At 73.4% G+C, this 15,599-nt stretch carries 11 protein-coding genes; 9 read left to right on the top strand and 2 right to left on the bottom strand.

Annotation, left to right across the window (positions count from 1 at the left end; genetic code table 11):
- Positions 1–30: 30 nt before the first annotated feature.
- From O7627_RS35995 to O7627_RS35985, 3 genes are all read left to right on the top strand, one after another.
- The gene (locus O7627_RS35995) at positions 31–2,139 is read left to right on the top strand and encodes a transglycosylase domain-containing protein (protein WP_278097902.1); all 2,109 of its coding nucleotides are present in this window, start codon (positions 31–33) and stop codon (positions 2,137–2,139) included.
- A gap of 84 nt (positions 2,140–2,223) precedes the next feature.
- Positions 2,224–3,756 (top strand): acyl-CoA carboxylase subunit beta, encoded by a 1,533-nt coding sequence (locus O7627_RS35990; RefSeq protein ID WP_278097901.1) that lies wholly within the window; start codon positions 2,224–2,226, stop codon positions 3,754–3,756.
- Positions 3,757–3,787: 31 nt separating this feature from the next.
- Positions 3,788–4,936 carry an acyl-CoA dehydrogenase family protein gene (locus O7627_RS35985; RefSeq protein WP_278097900.1) on the top strand — a complete coding sequence of 383 codons (1,149 nt, stop codon included), beginning with the start codon at positions 3,788–3,790 and terminating at the stop codon, positions 4,934–4,936.
- Between the two features lie 4 nt (positions 4,937–4,940).
- Here the strand turns inward: O7627_RS35985 and O7627_RS35980 are convergent, their stop codons facing one another.
- Positions 4,941–5,369: a DUF6234 family protein gene (locus tag O7627_RS35980; protein ID WP_278097899.1), complete on the bottom strand. Its 429-nt coding sequence runs from the start codon at positions 5,367–5,369 to the stop codon at positions 4,941–4,943.
- Positions 5,370–5,518: 149 nt separating this feature from the next.
- On the opposite strand from O7627_RS35980, the gene O7627_RS35975 reads away from it, so the two are divergent.
- The 4 genes from O7627_RS35975 (at position 5,519) to O7627_RS35960 (ending at position 12,295) form a co-directional block, all read left to right on the top strand.
- Positions 5,519–6,031: a SigE family RNA polymerase sigma factor gene (locus tag O7627_RS35975; RefSeq protein WP_278097898.1), complete on the top strand. Its 513-nt coding sequence runs from the start codon at positions 5,519–5,521 to the stop codon at positions 6,029–6,031.
- A complete protein-coding gene (locus tag O7627_RS35970) occupies positions 6,024–6,896 on the top strand; it encodes a hypothetical protein (protein WP_278097897.1) in 873 nt (290 codons plus the stop codon). Before O7627_RS35975 ends, O7627_RS35970 begins: the two co-directional genes overlap by 8 nt.
- A 154-nt stretch (positions 6,897–7,050) precedes the next feature.
- Positions 7,051–9,411 carry an MMPL family transporter gene (locus O7627_RS35965; protein ID WP_278097896.1) on the top strand — a complete coding sequence of 787 codons (2,361 nt, stop codon included), beginning with the start codon at positions 7,051–7,053 and terminating at the stop codon, positions 9,409–9,411.
- Positions 9,389–12,295 carry a helix-turn-helix domain-containing protein gene (locus O7627_RS35960; protein ID WP_278097895.1) on the top strand — a complete coding sequence of 969 codons (2,907 nt, stop codon included), beginning with the start codon at positions 9,389–9,391 and terminating at the stop codon, positions 12,293–12,295. Before O7627_RS35965 ends, O7627_RS35960 begins: the two co-directional genes overlap by 23 nt.
- A 240-nt stretch (positions 12,296–12,535) precedes the next feature.
- On the opposite strand, the gene O7627_RS35955 is transcribed toward O7627_RS35960, so the two are convergent.
- The gene (locus O7627_RS35955; protein ID WP_278098550.1) at positions 12,536–13,045 is read right to left on the bottom strand and encodes a MarR family transcriptional regulator; all 510 of its coding nucleotides are present in this window, start codon (positions 13,043–13,045) and stop codon (positions 12,536–12,538) included.
- Positions 13,046–13,158: 113 nt separating this feature from the next.
- Here O7627_RS35955 and O7627_RS35950 point away from each other — a divergent pair, with 113 nt between their 5' ends.
- On the top strand, positions 13,159–13,740 hold the full coding sequence (locus O7627_RS35950) for a YceI family protein (protein WP_278097894.1): 582 nt from the start codon (positions 13,159–13,161) through the stop codon (positions 13,738–13,740).
- 326 nt (positions 13,741–14,066) lie between these two features.
- Positions 14,067–15,545 (top strand): glutamate--cysteine ligase, encoded by a 1,479-nt coding sequence (locus O7627_RS35945; RefSeq protein WP_278097893.1) that lies wholly within the window; start codon positions 14,067–14,069, stop codon positions 15,543–15,545.
- The last annotated feature ends 54 nt before the right edge of the window (positions 15,546–15,599 follow it).

Here is a 15,599-nt window from a genome sequence, read left to right as displayed (position 1 = left end):
CGGCGGGTCGCGCGCTGGCGGCGGTGGTTGGTGATCGGGGTCGTCGAGTTGGTGGTGCTCGCGTTGGGGGCCGGTGTCGCGGTGGCCGGGTACGCCGGCTCGGTGCCGCTGCCGTCCGAGCCGGTCGTGCCGCAGGCGTCGGTGCTGTACTACCGGGACGGTCAGACCGAGCTGGCGCGGCTGGGGGTGACCAGCCGGCAGGATGTCTCGCTCGACCAGGTGCCGGTGCCGGTACGGCAGGCGGTGCTGGCGGCCGAGGACCGGTCCTTCCACGACCATCCCGGGGTTTCCTGGCGGGGGCTGACCCGGGCGGTGGTACGCAACGTCGCCGACGGCGCGGCCCAGGGTGCGTCGACGATCACCCAGCAGTACGTCCGGAACGCGTACCTGACCCAGGAGCGGACCGCCGAGCGGAAGGCGAAGGAGATCGTCCTCGCCCTGAAGATCGAGCGGCGGTACCGCAAGGACGAGATCCTGGAGCGCTACCTCAACACCATCTACTTCGGACGGGGGGCGTACGGGATCGGCGCGGCGGCGCACGCCTACTTCGGGGTCGGGGTCGACCGGCTCAGCGTCGAGCAGGGCGCGGTGCTGGCCTCGGTGATCAAGGATCCGTACCACTTCGACCCGGCCGTCGACCCGGCGGGCGCGGCGGACCGCTGGCGCTGGGTCCTCACCGCGATGTCGGAGCTGGGTTGGATCGAGGCGGGCGCCGTGGCGGCCGCCCGGTATCCCGAGATCACGCCGGAGGCGCCGGGCCCGGCCGCGTTGGCCGGCCCGCTGGGCCAGATCGTGGACCAGGTGGAGCGGGAACTGGCCGCGCTGGGCGTCTCGGCGCAGTCGCTGCGGACCGCCGGCCTGACGGTCGTCACCCACATCGACGAGCAGGTCCAGACGGCGGCCCTGGACCGGGTCGCGGCGACGCTGAAGGACCAGCCGAAGGGGCTGCGGGCGGCGTTGGTGGCGGTGGAGCCGGCCACCGGGGCGGTGCGCGGCTACTACGGCGGCAGCCGTGGGGTGGGTTACTTCGACGACGCGTTGGCGCCCCGCGCGCCGGGTGCCGCGTTCCGGCCCGTGGTGCTGGCCACCGGGCTGATCAAGGGGATTTCGGCCGGCTCGATCTGGGACGGCAGGTCGCCGCGCAGTTTCCGGGATCGGGGCGGGGTCCCGCTCTACAACCGGGACAACGAGCAGTGTCCGGTCTGCTCGCTCGACTTCGCGATGTTGCGGTCGCTGAACACCCCGTACTACGCGCTCGCCGAGGCGGTCGGACCGGAATCGGTGCGGGAGCTGGCGGTCCGGATCGGCGTGCCGCAGAAGTACCAGGGTCGGCGGTCGCTCGTGGACGAGCCGGGCGCCCCGGCCCCGGGAAGCACCCGGGCCGACATCGCGCTGGGCCGCTATCCGGTCGCGCCCGCCGACCTCGCCAGCGTGTACGCGACCTTCGCCGCCGAGGGGGTGCACGCGCAGCGGCGGTTCGTCGATCGGGTGATCAGCGCGGACGGCCGGCACTGGGCGGTGCCGCCGGCCCGCCGGGCGCAGGTGCTTCCCCCGGCGGTGGCGGCGGAGCTGACGGCGGTGCTGGCGAAGGTGGTGGCCGTGCACACCCCGGTCCGGGAGCGGCCGGCGGCTGGGATGTTCGGCACGGTCGGCTTCGGTGACACCGTCGAGAGTCAGGAGGCCTGGATGGCGGGGTACACCGGTGACCTGGCCGCGGTGGTGTGGCTCGGCCAGGCCGAGCCGGGGCCGCTGCGGGACCGGGCGAAGCGCCCGATCCGGGGCGAGGGGATGGCGGCGGAGCTGTGGCGGGACTTCCTCGCCGCGGCGTTGCAGGGGCGACCGGTGGCGGCCCTGCCCGGTGCGGTGGGAGACGATCAGCGGATCTCGTACCGGGCCGGCGGGCCGGATCAGGCGGCCGGCGATCGCGCCGACCGGCAGGCCAGGGAGCGGCGAACGGGCGGCCAGCAGGACCCGGGCAGGCTGGTGGAACGCCAGGATGAGCAGAAACCGAATCCGGAGCCGACGGGTCCGCCGTCGGATGCGCCGTCTGGTGCGACACCGCCGAAGGACCCGTCCCGGCCGACGAGCCCGGCCACGGCCGGCCCGGCGGCCGTGGATCCGGCCGCCCCGGTACGATAGCCTAACGATCGTTCAGTGTTTGCGGGGTGAGACGGCACCCCCGACAGCGGGACGGTCGTCAGGACGGGGCTCGGGGAGGTCGGCGTGACGCTCGACGGCGAGGCACTTGAGCAACTGCGCAAGCGGGTCCGGGCCGGTGGCGCGGAGCGCTACCACGCGGCAAACGCGGCCAAGGGCAAGCTCTTCGCCCGCGAACGGGTCGCCCTGCTGGTCGACGAGGGCTCGTTCGTCGAGGACGGGCTGCTCGCCAACGCCACCGCCGACGGGCTACCCGCCGACGGGGTGGTCACCGGCCAGGCCAGCATCGACGGCCGGCCGGTCTGCCTGATGGCGAACGACTCCACGGTCAAGGCCGGCAGTTGGGGCGCCCGCACCGTCGAGAAGATCATCCGGATCATCGAGCGGGCCTACGCCGCCGGACTGCCGATGGTCTACCTGGTCGACTCGGCCGGTGCCCGGATCACCGACCAGGTCGAGCTCTTCCCCGGCCGGCGCGGCGCCGGGAAGATCTTCTGGAACCAGGTCCGCGCCTCCGGGGCGATCCCGCAGGTCTGCGCCCTGTTCGGGCCGAGCGCGGCCGGCGGGGCGTACATCCCGGCGTTCTGCGACGTGGTCGCCATGGTCGACGGCAACGCCAGCATGTACCTCGGCTCCGACCGGATGGTCGAGATGGTGACCGGCGAGAAGACCACCCTGGAGGCGATGGGCGGCGCCCGGGTGCACTGCGCCGAGTCCGGCGTCGGGCACTTTCTCTGCAAGACCGAGGCGGACGCGCTGGACGTGGTCCGGCGCTACCTGTCCTACCTGCCGGCGAACTGGACCCAGCAGCCGCCGGCCGCGCCGGCGGTCGCGGCGCCCGCCGGGGTCGATCTCGCCGCACTGGTGCCGACCAGCGAGCGGCAGGCCTTCGACATGCGCCGGTACGCCAAGGGCCTGCTCGACGACGGCAGCTTTCTGGAGATCCAGGCGCTCTGGGCCAGGGAGCTGACCATCGGCTTCGGCCGCCTCGACGGCGAGGTGGTCGGCGTGGTCGGCAACAACTCGATGTTCAAGGGCGGGGTGCTCTTCGTCGACTCGGCCGACAAGGCGACCCGGTTCGTGCAGCTCTGCGACGCCTTCAACGTGCCGCTGATCTTCCTCTCCGATGTGCCCGGCTTCATGGTCGGCTCCGCGGTGGAGAAGCAGGGCATCATCCGGCACGGCGCGAAGATGATCACGGCGATCGCCGAGGCGACCGTACCCAAGATCTGTGTCGTGGTCCGGAAGGCGTACGGCGCCGGCCTGTACGCGATGGCCGGACCCGGCTTCGAGCCGGACGCCACCATCGCCCTGCCCACCGCGAAGATCGCCGTGATGGGCGCGGAGGCCGCGGTGAACGCCGTCTACGCCAACAAGATCGCGGCGATCGCCGACGAGGCCGAGCGGGCCGCCTTCGTCGCGGCCCGCCGCGAGGAGTACGAGCGGGACATCGACGTCGTCCGGCTCGCCAGCGAACTGGTCGTCGACACCATCGTCGAGCCGGCCGAACTGCGTACCGAACTGATCCGCCGGATCGCCGCCGCCCGGGGCCGGGACCGGCACTTCTCCCGCCGCCGGCACGGCGTCACCCCGGTCTGAGCACCGCGCCGGCAACCCGATGGAGGATCCGATGGACTTCAGGCTCACCGAGGAGCAGGAGGCGCTCCGGTCGAGCGTGCGCGAGTTCGCCCGCGAGGTGGTCGCGCCGGTCATCGCCGAACACTACGAACGGCACACCTTCCCGTACGACGTCATCCGGCAGATGGGCAAGATGGGGCTGTTCGGGCTGCCGTTCCCGGAGGAGCACGGCGGGATGGGCGGCGACTACTTCGCCCTCTGCCTGGCCATCGAGGAGTTGGCCCGGGTCGACTCCAGCGTCGCGATCACGCTGGAGGCGGCGGTCTCGCTCGGCGCCATGCCGATCCACCGGTACGGCACCGCCGAGCAGCGGGACCGCTGGCTGCCGAAGCTCTGCGCGGGCGAGGCGCTGGCCGCGTTCGGGCTGACCGAGCCGGGCTTCGGCTCGGACGCCGGCGGCACCGCCACCCGCGCGGTGCTCGACGGCGACCACTGGGTGATCAACGGGTCGAAGGCGTTCATCACCAACTCGGGTACCGACCTCACCACCCTGGTCACCGTCACCGCCGTCACCGGCAGCAACCCGGACGGCTCGAAGGAGCTGTCCAGCATCATCGTGCCGAGCGGCACCCCGGGCTTCACCGTGGCGCCGGGCTACTCGAAGGTCGGCTGGTGCGCCTCGGACACCCACGAGCTGACCTTCGACGACTGCCGGGTGCCGGCGGCCAACCTGCTCGGTGAGCGCGGCCGCGGGTACGCCCAGTTCCTGCGGATCCTGGACGAGGGCCGGATCGCCATCGCCGCGCTCGCCGTCGGCCTGGCCCAGGGCTGCGTCGACGAGTCGATCACGTACGCCAGGCAGCGGCAGGCGTTCGGTCAGCCGATCGGCAACTTCCAGGCCATCCAGTTCAAGATCGCCGACATGGAGCTGCGGGCGCACACCGCCCGGCTCGCCTACTACGACGCGGCGGCCCGGATGCTGGCCGGCGCCGACTTCAAACGGCAGGCCGCGATCGCCAAGCTGTACGCCAGCGAGGGCGCGGTGACGAACGCCCGGGAGGCGACCCAGATTCACGGCGGCTACGGCTTCATGAACGAGTTCCCGGTGGCCCGGTTCTGGCGGGACGCGAAGATCCTGGAGATCGGCGAGGGCACCTCCGAGGTGCAACGCATGATCATCGCCCGCGACCTGGGGCTGTAGCGGCTCAGCCGCCCGGGCAGCGGGTGTCGCCGCCGCTGTGCTCCTGGCACCCGCCGGGAGCGGACGGCGGCGGCGGCTCCGGGGCCAGGTTCCGGGCCGAGTTCATCGCCAGTGGCGCGGTCAGCGCGCCGACCAGGATCGCCAGGAACAGGTAGGCCACACCGGTCTTGACCAGCCGGCCGGCGAACGCCACCGCGGCGATCAGCAGCGGACCACCGAGGGCGACCGCGATCAGCCGTAGCCCGGCCCACGAACCGCGCCGGCCCAGCTCCTCGGCCCGGTCGCCGTTGTTGGAGTGCTGGTCCGACCAGGCCTCCATCCCGATCGCGAACGCCGCCCAGAGCAGTGCCAGCGTCGCGGCGAGCCAAGCCAGGGTCAGCAGCGCGACGGTCGGGGCGGCCCAGCGGGGAGCGACATCCGTCGACGTCCTCATCCCGCCAGGGTAGGTCCGACCCGCACCCGGAAACATGAGCCCCGATACTCGGGCACGGGATGCAACCGATCGGGCCGGTCGGCCGTAACTCCGGTATGACCGGCCGAGCGGAAGAGAGCCGGCCGACGGGCAGGGACGGGTGGTGGGAGTTGCGGGACCCGGACAGCTTCGACGAGTTCTACCGGGTGACCTCACCGCGCCTGCTCGGCTACACGATCGCCGTCACCGGCGACCGCGCCGAGGCTGAGGACATCGTCCAGGAGGCGTACGCGAGGGCCTGGCGGCAGTGGCGCACGCTGGTCGACCACCCGGCGCCGGAGGCGTGGACCCGGCTGGTGATCAGCCGGCTGACCACCGACCGCTGGCGGCGGCTGCGCGGCCTGCGCGCCACCCTCACCCGCCGCGGCCCGGTCTCCGACGTCACCGACCCGCCGGGCGAGGACACCGTCCTGCTGGTAGGGGCGCTGCGGCAACTGCCCGCCAACCACCGCCAGGCACTCGCCCTGCACTACCTCTACGACATGTCCGTGGACGAGATCGCCAAGGAGGCGTCCGTCCCGGCCGGCACCGTCAAGTCCTGGCTCTCCCGGGGCCGGACCGGGCTGGCCGCCATTCTCGTCGACCTCGACCCGAGCCGCGAACTGGAGGTGCGCGATGTCTGACCTCGACCGCAGGTATGCGGAGCTGGTGACCGCCGGCCGCGTCGGCGCGCTGCCCCCGCCGGCCGAGCTGCGTCGACGCGCCGACCGGCGGGCCCGGGTCCGGGCCACCGTCGCCGTCGCCGGGGCGGTCCTCGCGGTGGCCGGCACGGTGGCCACCGCCAACGCCGTGCTGGTCGGGACGGACCGGGCCGGACCGTACGTCGGCACCACCCCGAGCCCCGACGGCACCCCGACCGGCACGCCCACGCCGTCGCCGACCCCGTCGGTCGACCCGCCGCCGCCGACCCCGTCGGTCGACCCGCCGGCCCAGATTTCGGACCGGGCCTTCTTCGTCCAGCCCGAGAACACCATGAAGGAGGGGCCGCGATCCCTCCGTGAGGGCGCGGAGGTGCTGCCGGAACTCTGCGGGGCCGACTTCGCCAGCGACCGGTCGATCCTGGACCGGGTGACCATGGGACACGTCTACAAGCGACCGCAGGACACCGCCGACTACGTCCCGCAGGGGATCCTCTACCAGACGATCACCAGCTACCGGGGCACCGGAGCGGCGGCCTTCATGACCCAGCTCGCCGAAGTCGTCCGGGACTGTCCGACCGGCAACGAGGGTGATCTGACGGCCCGCTACCGGCTGCTCGACACCGGCCAACGCGCCGACGGGACGTTGCTGATCGAGGTGCGGACGGGCCAGCTCGACATCGAGGGGAACCCGAGCGGCACCGCGACGAACCTGGTCTCGGTGGTCCGGGTCGGCCCGGTGGTGACGGTGCTGCGGGATGCCGGCTGGGAGGGTGCGGAGACCGTCCCGGACCTGCACGACGAGTTCACCCGGCTGGCGGTACTGGCCATCGAGGACTGGCTCTCCTGACCGAGGGTGAACTGGCCGTAGCGGTATGACCGCATTGGCCGGTCGCGGGTTGGCCGGGCCGCCGGAGCGTGCTTGCATCTGCGGGTGGGGCGGCGGGCGGGCGCCGCCCCGCCCGGTGCCCGGTCGGCCGGGGCACCGCCAGGAGGGATCGTCGATGTTGCACGCGCTCGGTCGGTCGGTCCACCGTTGGCGCTGGCCGGTCCTGGCCGGCTGGCTGCTGCTCACCGTCGCCGGCGCCGCCCTGGGCGGTCCGGTCTTCGACCGGCTGACCAGCACCGACGGGCTACGGCCCGACGCCGAGTCGCAGCGGGCCGAGCGGCGGGTCGACGAGCTGCTACCGGAAGGGCCGACCGTCGTCGCGGTGGTGCGCGACCGCGACCCGTACGACCCGGGCCTGGTCGCCAGCGTCACCGCCGTCGGCGCGGAGCTGCGCGCCCTGCCCGGGGTGGTCGAGGTGGACGACCTCTACAGCTCGCCGGGCGGCCGGATCGGGGCGGACAACCGCAGCACCCTGGTCCAGGTCGAACTGGTCGACGGGCTGCCGGAGGCCGAGCGGGAGCGGCTGGAGGACCGGGTGGTCCGCGCGCTGCGCGGGATCGACGCGCCGCAGGTGCTGGTCGGTGGGGAGAAGCTGGCCGAGCGGGCCTTCGCCGACCAGGCCGTCCGGGACGCCGCGATCGGCGAGTCGATCGCGCTCGGCGTCCTGCTGGTCGCGCTGGTGGTGATCCTCGGCGGCCTGCTGGCCGGGGCGATCCCGCTGCTGGTGGCGCTCGCCGCGGTGGCCACCACCCTGCTCGGGCTGTACGCGCTGACCGCCGTCACCCCGATCAGCGAGTTCACGGTCAACGTGGTCACCCTGCTCGGGATCGGGCTGGCGGTGGACTACGCCCTGCTGCTGATCGTCCGGTTCCGCGACGAGCGGGCCGGGGCGCCGGACGCCGGGCCGGCGGAGCTGCTGGCCCGGACGGTGGCCACCGCCGGCCGCGCGGTGCTGGTCTCCGGCCTGGCGGTGGCCGCCGCGATGGCCGGCCTCGCCGTCTTCGCCGAGCCCCTGCTGGCCGCGATGGCCCTGGGCGGCCTGTTGGTGGTGGTGCTGGCCACGGCCGCCGGGCTGACGGCGGTGCCGGCGCTGATCGCGGTGTCGCACCGGCGGATCCCGGCCGCCGGCGGCCTGACCCTGCTCGCGGGACGCCAGCGGTCGACCGCCGGGTTGGCCCGGCTCACCGGGCGCTGGCGACCGTCCGCCGGGTCGGCCCAGCTCACCGGGCGTCCGCTGCCGGCCGCCGGGTCGGACCGGGGGGCCGACCGCCGCGCCGGTCGGCCCGATCCGGCCGGTCCGGCTCCGGGCCTGCTGGGCCGGCTCGCCGGGTACGCCCAGCGTCGGCCGGGTCCGGTCGCGACCTGGTCCGCGGCCGGTCTGCTGCTGCTCGGACTGCCCTTCCTCACCGCGGCAAACCTGGCCAACTCGGACGCCCGGTCGCTGCCCGCCGCGATGGAGACCCGCCAGGCGTACGACGTGCTGCTGCGTGACTTCGAGGGCGGGCGGGCGGCGCCGGTCGTGGTGGTGGCCGACGTCGACCCGGCCACCGCCGAGGTCCGGGACCTGCTCAACCAGCTCAACGCGCTGCCGCACGTCGAGCAGATGCGACCGCGCCCGGACGTGCCCGGCGCGGCGCTGGTGATCGACCTGATCCCGGCCGGCGAGACCGGTGGCCCGCAGTCGCGGGACCTGGTGCGGGCGGTGCGGACCCTGGACACCCCGGTGGACCTGCTGGTCGGCGGGGCCGCCGCCGAACTCGTCGACTACCGCTCCTCGGTGGCCGACCGGCTGCCGCTGGCCGTGCTGGTGCTGCTGCTCGTCACCGGCGTGCTGCTCTTCGCGTTGACCGGGTCGGTGCTCATTCCGGTGAAGGCGCTGCTGCTCAACGCGCTGACCGTGCTCGCCACGCTCGGCGTACTCGTGGTGGTCTTCCAGTGGGGGGTCGGTGCCGGCCTGCTCGGCGTCGAGCCCTGGGGGGCGATCGACCTGACCACCCCGATCCTGCTCTTCGTCTTCGTCTTCGGGCTCACCATGGACTACGAGGTGTTCCTGCTGGCCCGGATCCGGGAGGAGTGGGATCGCCGGCCGCCGGGTTCGGCCGCGGCGCGGGCGAGTGACCGGGCGGTGCTCGCCGGGATCACCCGGACCGGGCCGGTGGTGACCGCCGCCGCGGTCTGCATGGTCATCGTGTTTCTCGGCTTCCTGCTCGGCGAGCTGACCGCGGTGAAGGAGATCGGGTTCGGGATGGCGGTCGCGGTGATCATCGACGTGACGGTGGTCCGCGGCCTGCTGCTGCCGGCGACGATGAGCCTGCTCGGCCGCTGGAACTGGTGGGCGCCGGCACCGCTACGCCGGCTGCACGATCAGATCTGTCGGCTATCCGCCCGATCCCGGGTCGGCCAATCGACGAATGGCTGCCCCCCGACGGAGGGCCTGCGTACGCTTCCAGCCCATGAACCGGGATCATGGCGGTGACCAGGTTCCGGCCGGCTTCAGCGACCTGCTGCGGACCCGTCGGCGGCAGGCTGGCCTGACCCAGGCGGAGCTGGCCGAGCGGGCCGGCGTCGGGGTCCGCACCGTGCGTGACCTGGAGCGGGGCAGATCCCAGCGGCCGCAGCGGACCACCGTCGAACTGCTCGCCGCGGCGCTGGGGATGGCGGGGAGCGACCGGTCCGAGTTCGCCGCCGCCGCCCGCCGGTCCGGTCCGGGGTCGATCGACGGGTATCCCCGCGACGGCGGCGCGACCGGCCTCCGGTCCACCGCGCCAGCGGGCAATCCGGCACCGCCACCCGGCGGATCCGACGGGCCGGGTGAGGGCGGGCCGGGTGAGGGCGGGCCGGACGGTGGCGGATCGGGTGGTGGCGGGTCGGGTGGTGGCGGGTCGGGTGGTGGCGGCGAGGTCGCTGGCGGGCCGGCCGGGGGCCGGCCGGGTGGGGGTCGGCGGGTCGGGGGCGGGTCGGCCGGGATCGGTCCGGGCGCCCGGGCCGGGCTGGGGTTGCCGGTACCGGGCGAGCTGATCGGACGCGACGGCGACGTGGCCGAGGTGGCCGCCGCGCTGACCGGGACCGGCGTACCCGGTCCGGGTTTCACCGAGGACCCGGCGCCCGCGGTCGTCAGCCTGGTCGGGCTGGCCGGGGTCGGCAAGACCTGCCTGGCCCTGGCGGTCGCCCACCGCCTCGCCGAGTGGCATCCGGGTGGCATCGCCGGGATCGTGATCACCGAGGAGTCGACGGAGAGCGACGTGCTCTCGGCCACCGCGACGGTCTTCGGGGTCGGCCGGGCCGCCGATCTGCCCGAGCGGCTCGCCGACGCGCCGTGCCTGCTGCTGGTGGATGCCGTCGAGCGGTCGCCCGGGGCGGTGGCCGAGGCCCTGCAGTGGTTGGTCCGGACCGCCCCGGGGCTGCGGGTGCTGACCACCGGGCGGCACCCGGTCGGATTGCCGGGCGAGTTGGTCTGGCCGGTCGCGCCGCTTGAGGTGCCGCCCGCCGACATCGCCACCGAGCTCTCCGAGGTCGCCCGATATCCGGCCGCTGAGCTGCTGCTCGCCCGGCTTCGCCAGGTTCGCCGCGAGCCGCCCCAGCCCGACGAGGTGCCCGCCCTGATCGGCCTGGTCCGCCGGCTCGGTGGACTGCCGCTCGCCATCGAACTGGCCGCGGCCCGTGGCAACATCCTGGACCTGAACGAGATCCTGGGCCGGTACGGCAACCGGGTCCTGGACCTGGCCCGGCCGCCGGTGGCCCGGGCGGCGGTCGCGCTGACCCTGCGGGACGCGGTGGCGGCCAGCTATCGGCTCCTGGCGCCGGACGAGCGGGCCGCGGTCCGCCGGCTCGCGGTGTTCCGCAACCGCTGGTCGCTGGAGCTGGCCGAGGAGATGCTGGCCGAGGAGGACGGCGCGCCGCCAGCCGTCGGCCGGGCCGCGACGTCCGACCCGCTCACCGCCGACCCGCCGGCCCCCGGCCGGGGCGGGCTGCCCGGCCCGCCGGCCCTCGGCCGGGACGTCGACCCGGTGCCGCTGCTCGACCGGCTGCTGGCGCTCGGGTTGCTCAGCGCCCGGGGGGCCACCCAGTTCCGGTTCCGGCTGGTGGACGTGGTGCGCGACTTCGCGGCCGAGCGGGCGGCGGCGAACGGGGAGCTGGCCGCGATCCGGCGCCGGCACGCGGTGGTGATGGCCCGGCTGGCCGCCCGATCCGCCACCGAGCTGGCGGGCGCGAACCTGGTCGGGGCGGTCGGCCGGCTCGACGAGGTGACAAGCGATCTGTGGGCGGCTCTGTCGCACTCGGCCAGTGACGATCCGCACACCGCGTTGGCGCTGGCCGCGAGCCTCACCAGGTGGTGGCGGTTCCGGGGTCGGGACGTGGCGGGCCGGCGGTGGTTGCGCCGGCTGCTGGCCGATCCGCGTACCGATGACGCGGATCCGGCCGTGCGGGCCTGGGCCCAGGTGGGGGTGGCCCAGCTCGCCCAGGAGCATGGCGCCGGCCCGGAGGAGTTGCCGGCGGTGCGGTCCGCGTTGGCCGAGTTCCAGCGGTTGGCCGACGTGCCGGGCGAGTTGGCGGCCCGGTCGGTGCTCTGCGGGCTGTGGGTGGCGCTCGGCGGGTACGAGCAGGCCCGGCAGCACGGCCTGGCCGTGCTCGAACTGGCCAGCCGGCACGGGCGGGTCCGGGACATGGCGGTCGCCCAGAACAACCTCACCTGGCATGAGATCCGGGTCGGTGATCTGGCCGCGGCCCGGCGCCGGCTGGCGGCGGTCGACCGGCTCGCCGCGCAGTGCGGCGACGAGCGGCTGCGGGTGCTGGCCCGGGCGAACCTGGCCGAGGTGGCCCGGCTCGACGGGCGCTACCCGGACGCCGTCAACCAGGGGAGGCGGGTCCTCGCCGCGCTGGCCGAGCTGGGTGATCCCGGCCACCGGCGCCGGATGCTCGGGACCATCGGGCTGGCCCTGGCGCAGGACGGCCAGTTGGACGCCGCGGTCGCCGTCCTGGTCGATCTGCGGGCCGGCGGCAAGGACGGTGCGGAGCCGCGTGACGATGGCATGGCGTACCGGGATGACGGCATCTGCGCCCTGATCGAGGCGACGCTCGCCCTGCGCCGGGGCGATCGGGAGTGGGCGGCGGAGTGGTTCGGCGCCGCCGCGCAGGCGTACCAGGGGTGTCGTGATCTGCGGGACGTGGTCGAGTCGCTGGTCGGCCTGGTGGCCAGCAGCGACGACCCGGAGGCGCGGGACGACGCGCTGGCCCGACTGGAGCAGGTCTGCGCGGAGGGTGCCATCACCCTGCTGCCGCTGGAGCGGGCGTTGATCGGGTCGGTGGGGGTGCGGATACCGGGGCCGCGTCGCGCCGAGCTGGCCGACCGCCAAGATTGATCATCTGAGCTGCTCCGGGGTGGCGCGGGCGAGACAAGCCCCCCGACAGAGCCCCTCGTATTTCCTCGCCCGCGCCACCTCGCGGAGCCCCCCTGCTCCCAGACGTACAGTAGCCAGTAGTTCTGCCCCCTTGGCGGCATAAGGGGGTAATTGCGGAGGTGGCCACGTGGGTTCTGCCGGTCTTTCTGCCGGTACGGGAGAATCCCGCGCACCGGGTGTCACCGGATCAGGCGTGGTCCGTCACCGGGCCGGCTCGGTCGCCTCCTCGGTGGCGTGCTCCAGGCCACCCGCGCTGCCGGCGACGGCGCCCGGATGGACTGCGTCCCGGACCTTGCGCAGGGCGTCCAGCAGACCACAGAGCGCCATCGGGTCGAGCTGTCCGGTGAACCACTGCTCGATCAGCTCCAGATGGCCGGGCAGCGTCTCATCCAGCCGTTTCCGGCCGGCCGCGGTCACCACGGCGTACGAGCTGCGGCGGTCGGACGGGCAGGCCCGGCGGGTGAGCAGGCCGTCCCGTTCCATCCGGTCCACCACCCGGGTGACGCCGCTGGTGGAGAGGGAGGTCTGGGCGGCCAGGTCGGTCATCCGGAGTTGGTGGCCGGGGGATCGGGCCAGCCGCATCAGCACCTCGAACTCCACCGCCGAGAGCCCGTGCGCCTCGAACTGCGCGGCGAACCGCGCCGACAGGCCCGTGTAGGTCTCGACGAGCAGGCCGATGGCGGTGATCCGGCTGTCGTCGAAGACGTTCATCTCCTCGGTCACCTGCCCATCGTACCAGTGCTTGACACGGGGAATATTGCTTTGGCTATAGTTGCTACGTCAGTCGTTGGCGCAGTAAACGAATTCTCACGGAAGGCATCACGATGACCAGCAGCACCGGTTCCGCTACCCGCTCCTGGGACGGTCTCACCATCCCGGCCGCCGGCACCTACGAGCTCGACCAGGCGCACAAGCGCGTCGGCTTCGTGGCCCGGCACATGATGGTGAGCAAGGTCCGGGGCGAGTTCGCCGAGGCCACCGCGACCATCACCGTCGCCGAGGACCCGCTGGCCTCCTCGGTCACCGCGACCCTGCAGGCCGCGAGCATCACCACCGGTCAGGCCGACCGCGACAACCACCTGCGCAGCGGCGACTTCCTGGAGGCCGAGAAGTACCCGACCCTGGAGTACCGCAGCACCGGCGTGAAGTCGCACAGCGGCAACGAGTTCGTCCTCGCCGGCGAGCTGACCATCAAGGACGTCACCCGCCCCGTCGACCTCCAGGTCGAGTTCGAGGGCGCCGGCACCAGCCCTTACGGCCAGGAGGTGTTCGGCTTCTCCGCCACCGCCGAGATCGACCGTGAGGACTTCGGTCTGACCTGGAACGTCGCCATTGAGAGCGGCGGCGTGCTGGTCGGCAAGAAGGTCAAGATCGAGATCGAGGGGGAGGCGATCCGCCAGGGCTGAGCCCCGGTCGGACGGCGCCCGCCGCCCTGACGAGAAACGCCCCGGTGACCAGGCCCACGGTGACCGGGGCGTCCCTCTGGGTATGACGCCCGGTGACAGAGCGGTGGAGATCGTATGCCAGGGTGGTCGCGGGCCGATGCTCTCCACGGGCTCCCGACGGGCCGTCCGGCCGTTTCATGGCTGGACGACCAGCTGACGTTGGAGACATAGCGGCTGGTCAGACGCGCTCGGCAGCCATACCGTGAAAGTTCCACCGCGCTTCCCGGCGGCCGTGCCGCCAGGCCACCGGGTCGCGCCGACATACCGCCTCGCGCCGGGGAGGACACATGGGCCAGGACTTCTCTCCCGACGCGTTCTCCCGTAAGGACCGGGTCCGGTACCGGCAGAAGGTCCGACGCTGCCTGGACGTCTTCGCCCTGATGCTCGACGACTTCGGGTTCGACGCGGACCGGCCGATGACCGGGCTGGAGATCGAACTCAACCTGGTCGACGCCCACGCCGAGCCGGCGATGCGCAACGACGAGGTGCTCGCCAACATCGCCGACCCCACCTTCCAGACCGAACTCGGCCAGTTCAATCTCGAACTCAACACCCCGCCCCGGCTGATCGAGGAGACCGGCTTCGCCGAGTACGAGGGTGACCTGCTGGCCAGCATCGGCCGGGCCGACGACCGGGCGATGAAGTCGGACGCCCGGATCATCCTGATCGGCACCCTGCCGACCCTCACCTCCCGGCACCTGACCCTGGACAACATCTCCACCAACGGGCGGTACCGGACCCTCAACGACCAGATCGTGGCGGCCCGCGGCGAGGCCATCGAGCTGGACATCCGGGGCGTCGAGCGGCTGCAGATCCACACCGATTCGATCGCCCCCGAGGCGGCCTGCACCAGCGTCCAGTTCCACCTCCAGGTGGCGCCGGACAGCTTCGCCGACTACTGGAACGCCTCCCAGGCGATCGCCGGGGTGCAGGTGGCGCTGGGAGCCAATTCGCCCTACCTGTACCGGCGACAACTCTGGGCCGAGACCCGGGTAGCGGTCTTCGAGCAGGCCACCGACACCCGACCGGACGAGCTGAAGGCCCAGGGCGTACGCCCTCGGGTCTGGTTCGGGGAGCGGTGGATCACCTCCATTTTCGACCTCTTCGAGGAGAACGTCCGGTACTTCCCGCCGCTGCTGCCGATCTGCGACGACGAGGACCCGGTCGAGGTGCTACACAGCGGCGGAGTACCCCAGCTGGGCGAACTGCGGCTGCACAACGGCACCGTCTACCGCTGGAACCGCCCGGTGTACGACATCATGGCCGGCCGGCCGCACCTGCGGGTGGAGAACCGGGTGCTCCCCGCCGGCCCCACGGTGATCGACATGCTCGCCAACGCCGCCTTCTACTTCGGGCTGGCCCGGGAGATGGCGGAGGCCGAGCGGCCGATCTGGAGCCAGTTGACGTTCAGCGTCGCGGAGGAGAACTTCCACGCTGCCGCCCGGCGCGGCATCGACGCCACCGTCTACTGGCCACGCCTGGGCGAGGTGCGCGTCACCGACCTGGTCCTCGACGTCCTGCTGCCCCGGGCCGCCACCGGACTGGACCGGTTCGGAGTCAGCCCGAAGCAGCGCGACCGGTTACTCGGCGTGATCGAGGAGCGCTGTCGCACCGGCCGCAACGGCGCGGTCTGGCAGACCGAAACGGTCTGGGCCGCCGAACACCACCGCGGCCTGGACCGCCCGGCCGCGCTGCGTCACATGCTGAAACGGTACGGCGACCTGCAGCGCACCAACGAGCCGGTACACAGCTGGCCGGTGGAGTGACCCGCCGTCACCCGTGATCGTGGCGCACTGGGCCGTCGGGATTCGGCGTCTCGT

It is taken from the genome of Solwaraspora sp. WMMD1047 (genome assembly GCF_029626155.1).
Lineage (GTDB): Bacteria > Actinomycetota > Actinomycetes > Mycobacteriales > Micromonosporaceae > WMMD1047.
This window is presented reverse-complemented; position numbering and strand designations above follow the sequence as displayed.

Excerpts from the sequence above, each read along its gene's own strand:
- O7627_RS35950 (WP_278097894.1), top strand. The coding sequence starts at position 13,159 with ATGACCAGCAGCACCGGTTCCGCTACCCGCTCCTGGGACGGTCTCACC.
- O7627_RS35985 (WP_278097900.1), top strand. The coding sequence starts at position 3,788 with ATGGACTTCAGGCTCACCGAGGAGCAGGAGGCGCTCCGGTCGAGCGTG.
- O7627_RS35970 (WP_278097897.1), top strand. The coding sequence starts at position 6,024 with ATGTCTGACCTCGACCGCAGGTATGCGGAGCTGGTGACCGCCGGCCGC.
- O7627_RS35965 (WP_278097896.1), top strand. The coding sequence starts at position 7,051 with ATGTTGCACGCGCTCGGTCGGTCGGTCCACCGTTGGCGCTGGCCGGTC.
- O7627_RS35955 (WP_278098550.1), bottom strand. The coding sequence starts at position 13,045 with ATGAACGTCTTCGACGACAGCCGGATCACCGCCATCGGCCTGCTCGTC.
- O7627_RS35960 (WP_278097895.1), top strand. The coding sequence starts at position 9,389 with ATGAACCGGGATCATGGCGGTGACCAGGTTCCGGCCGGCTTCAGCGAC.
- O7627_RS35945 (WP_278097893.1), top strand. The coding sequence starts at position 14,067 with ATGGGCCAGGACTTCTCTCCCGACGCGTTCTCCCGTAAGGACCGGGTC.
- O7627_RS35980 (WP_278097899.1), bottom strand. The coding sequence starts at position 5,369 with ATGAGGACGTCGACGGATGTCGCTCCCCGCTGGGCCGCCCCGACCGTC.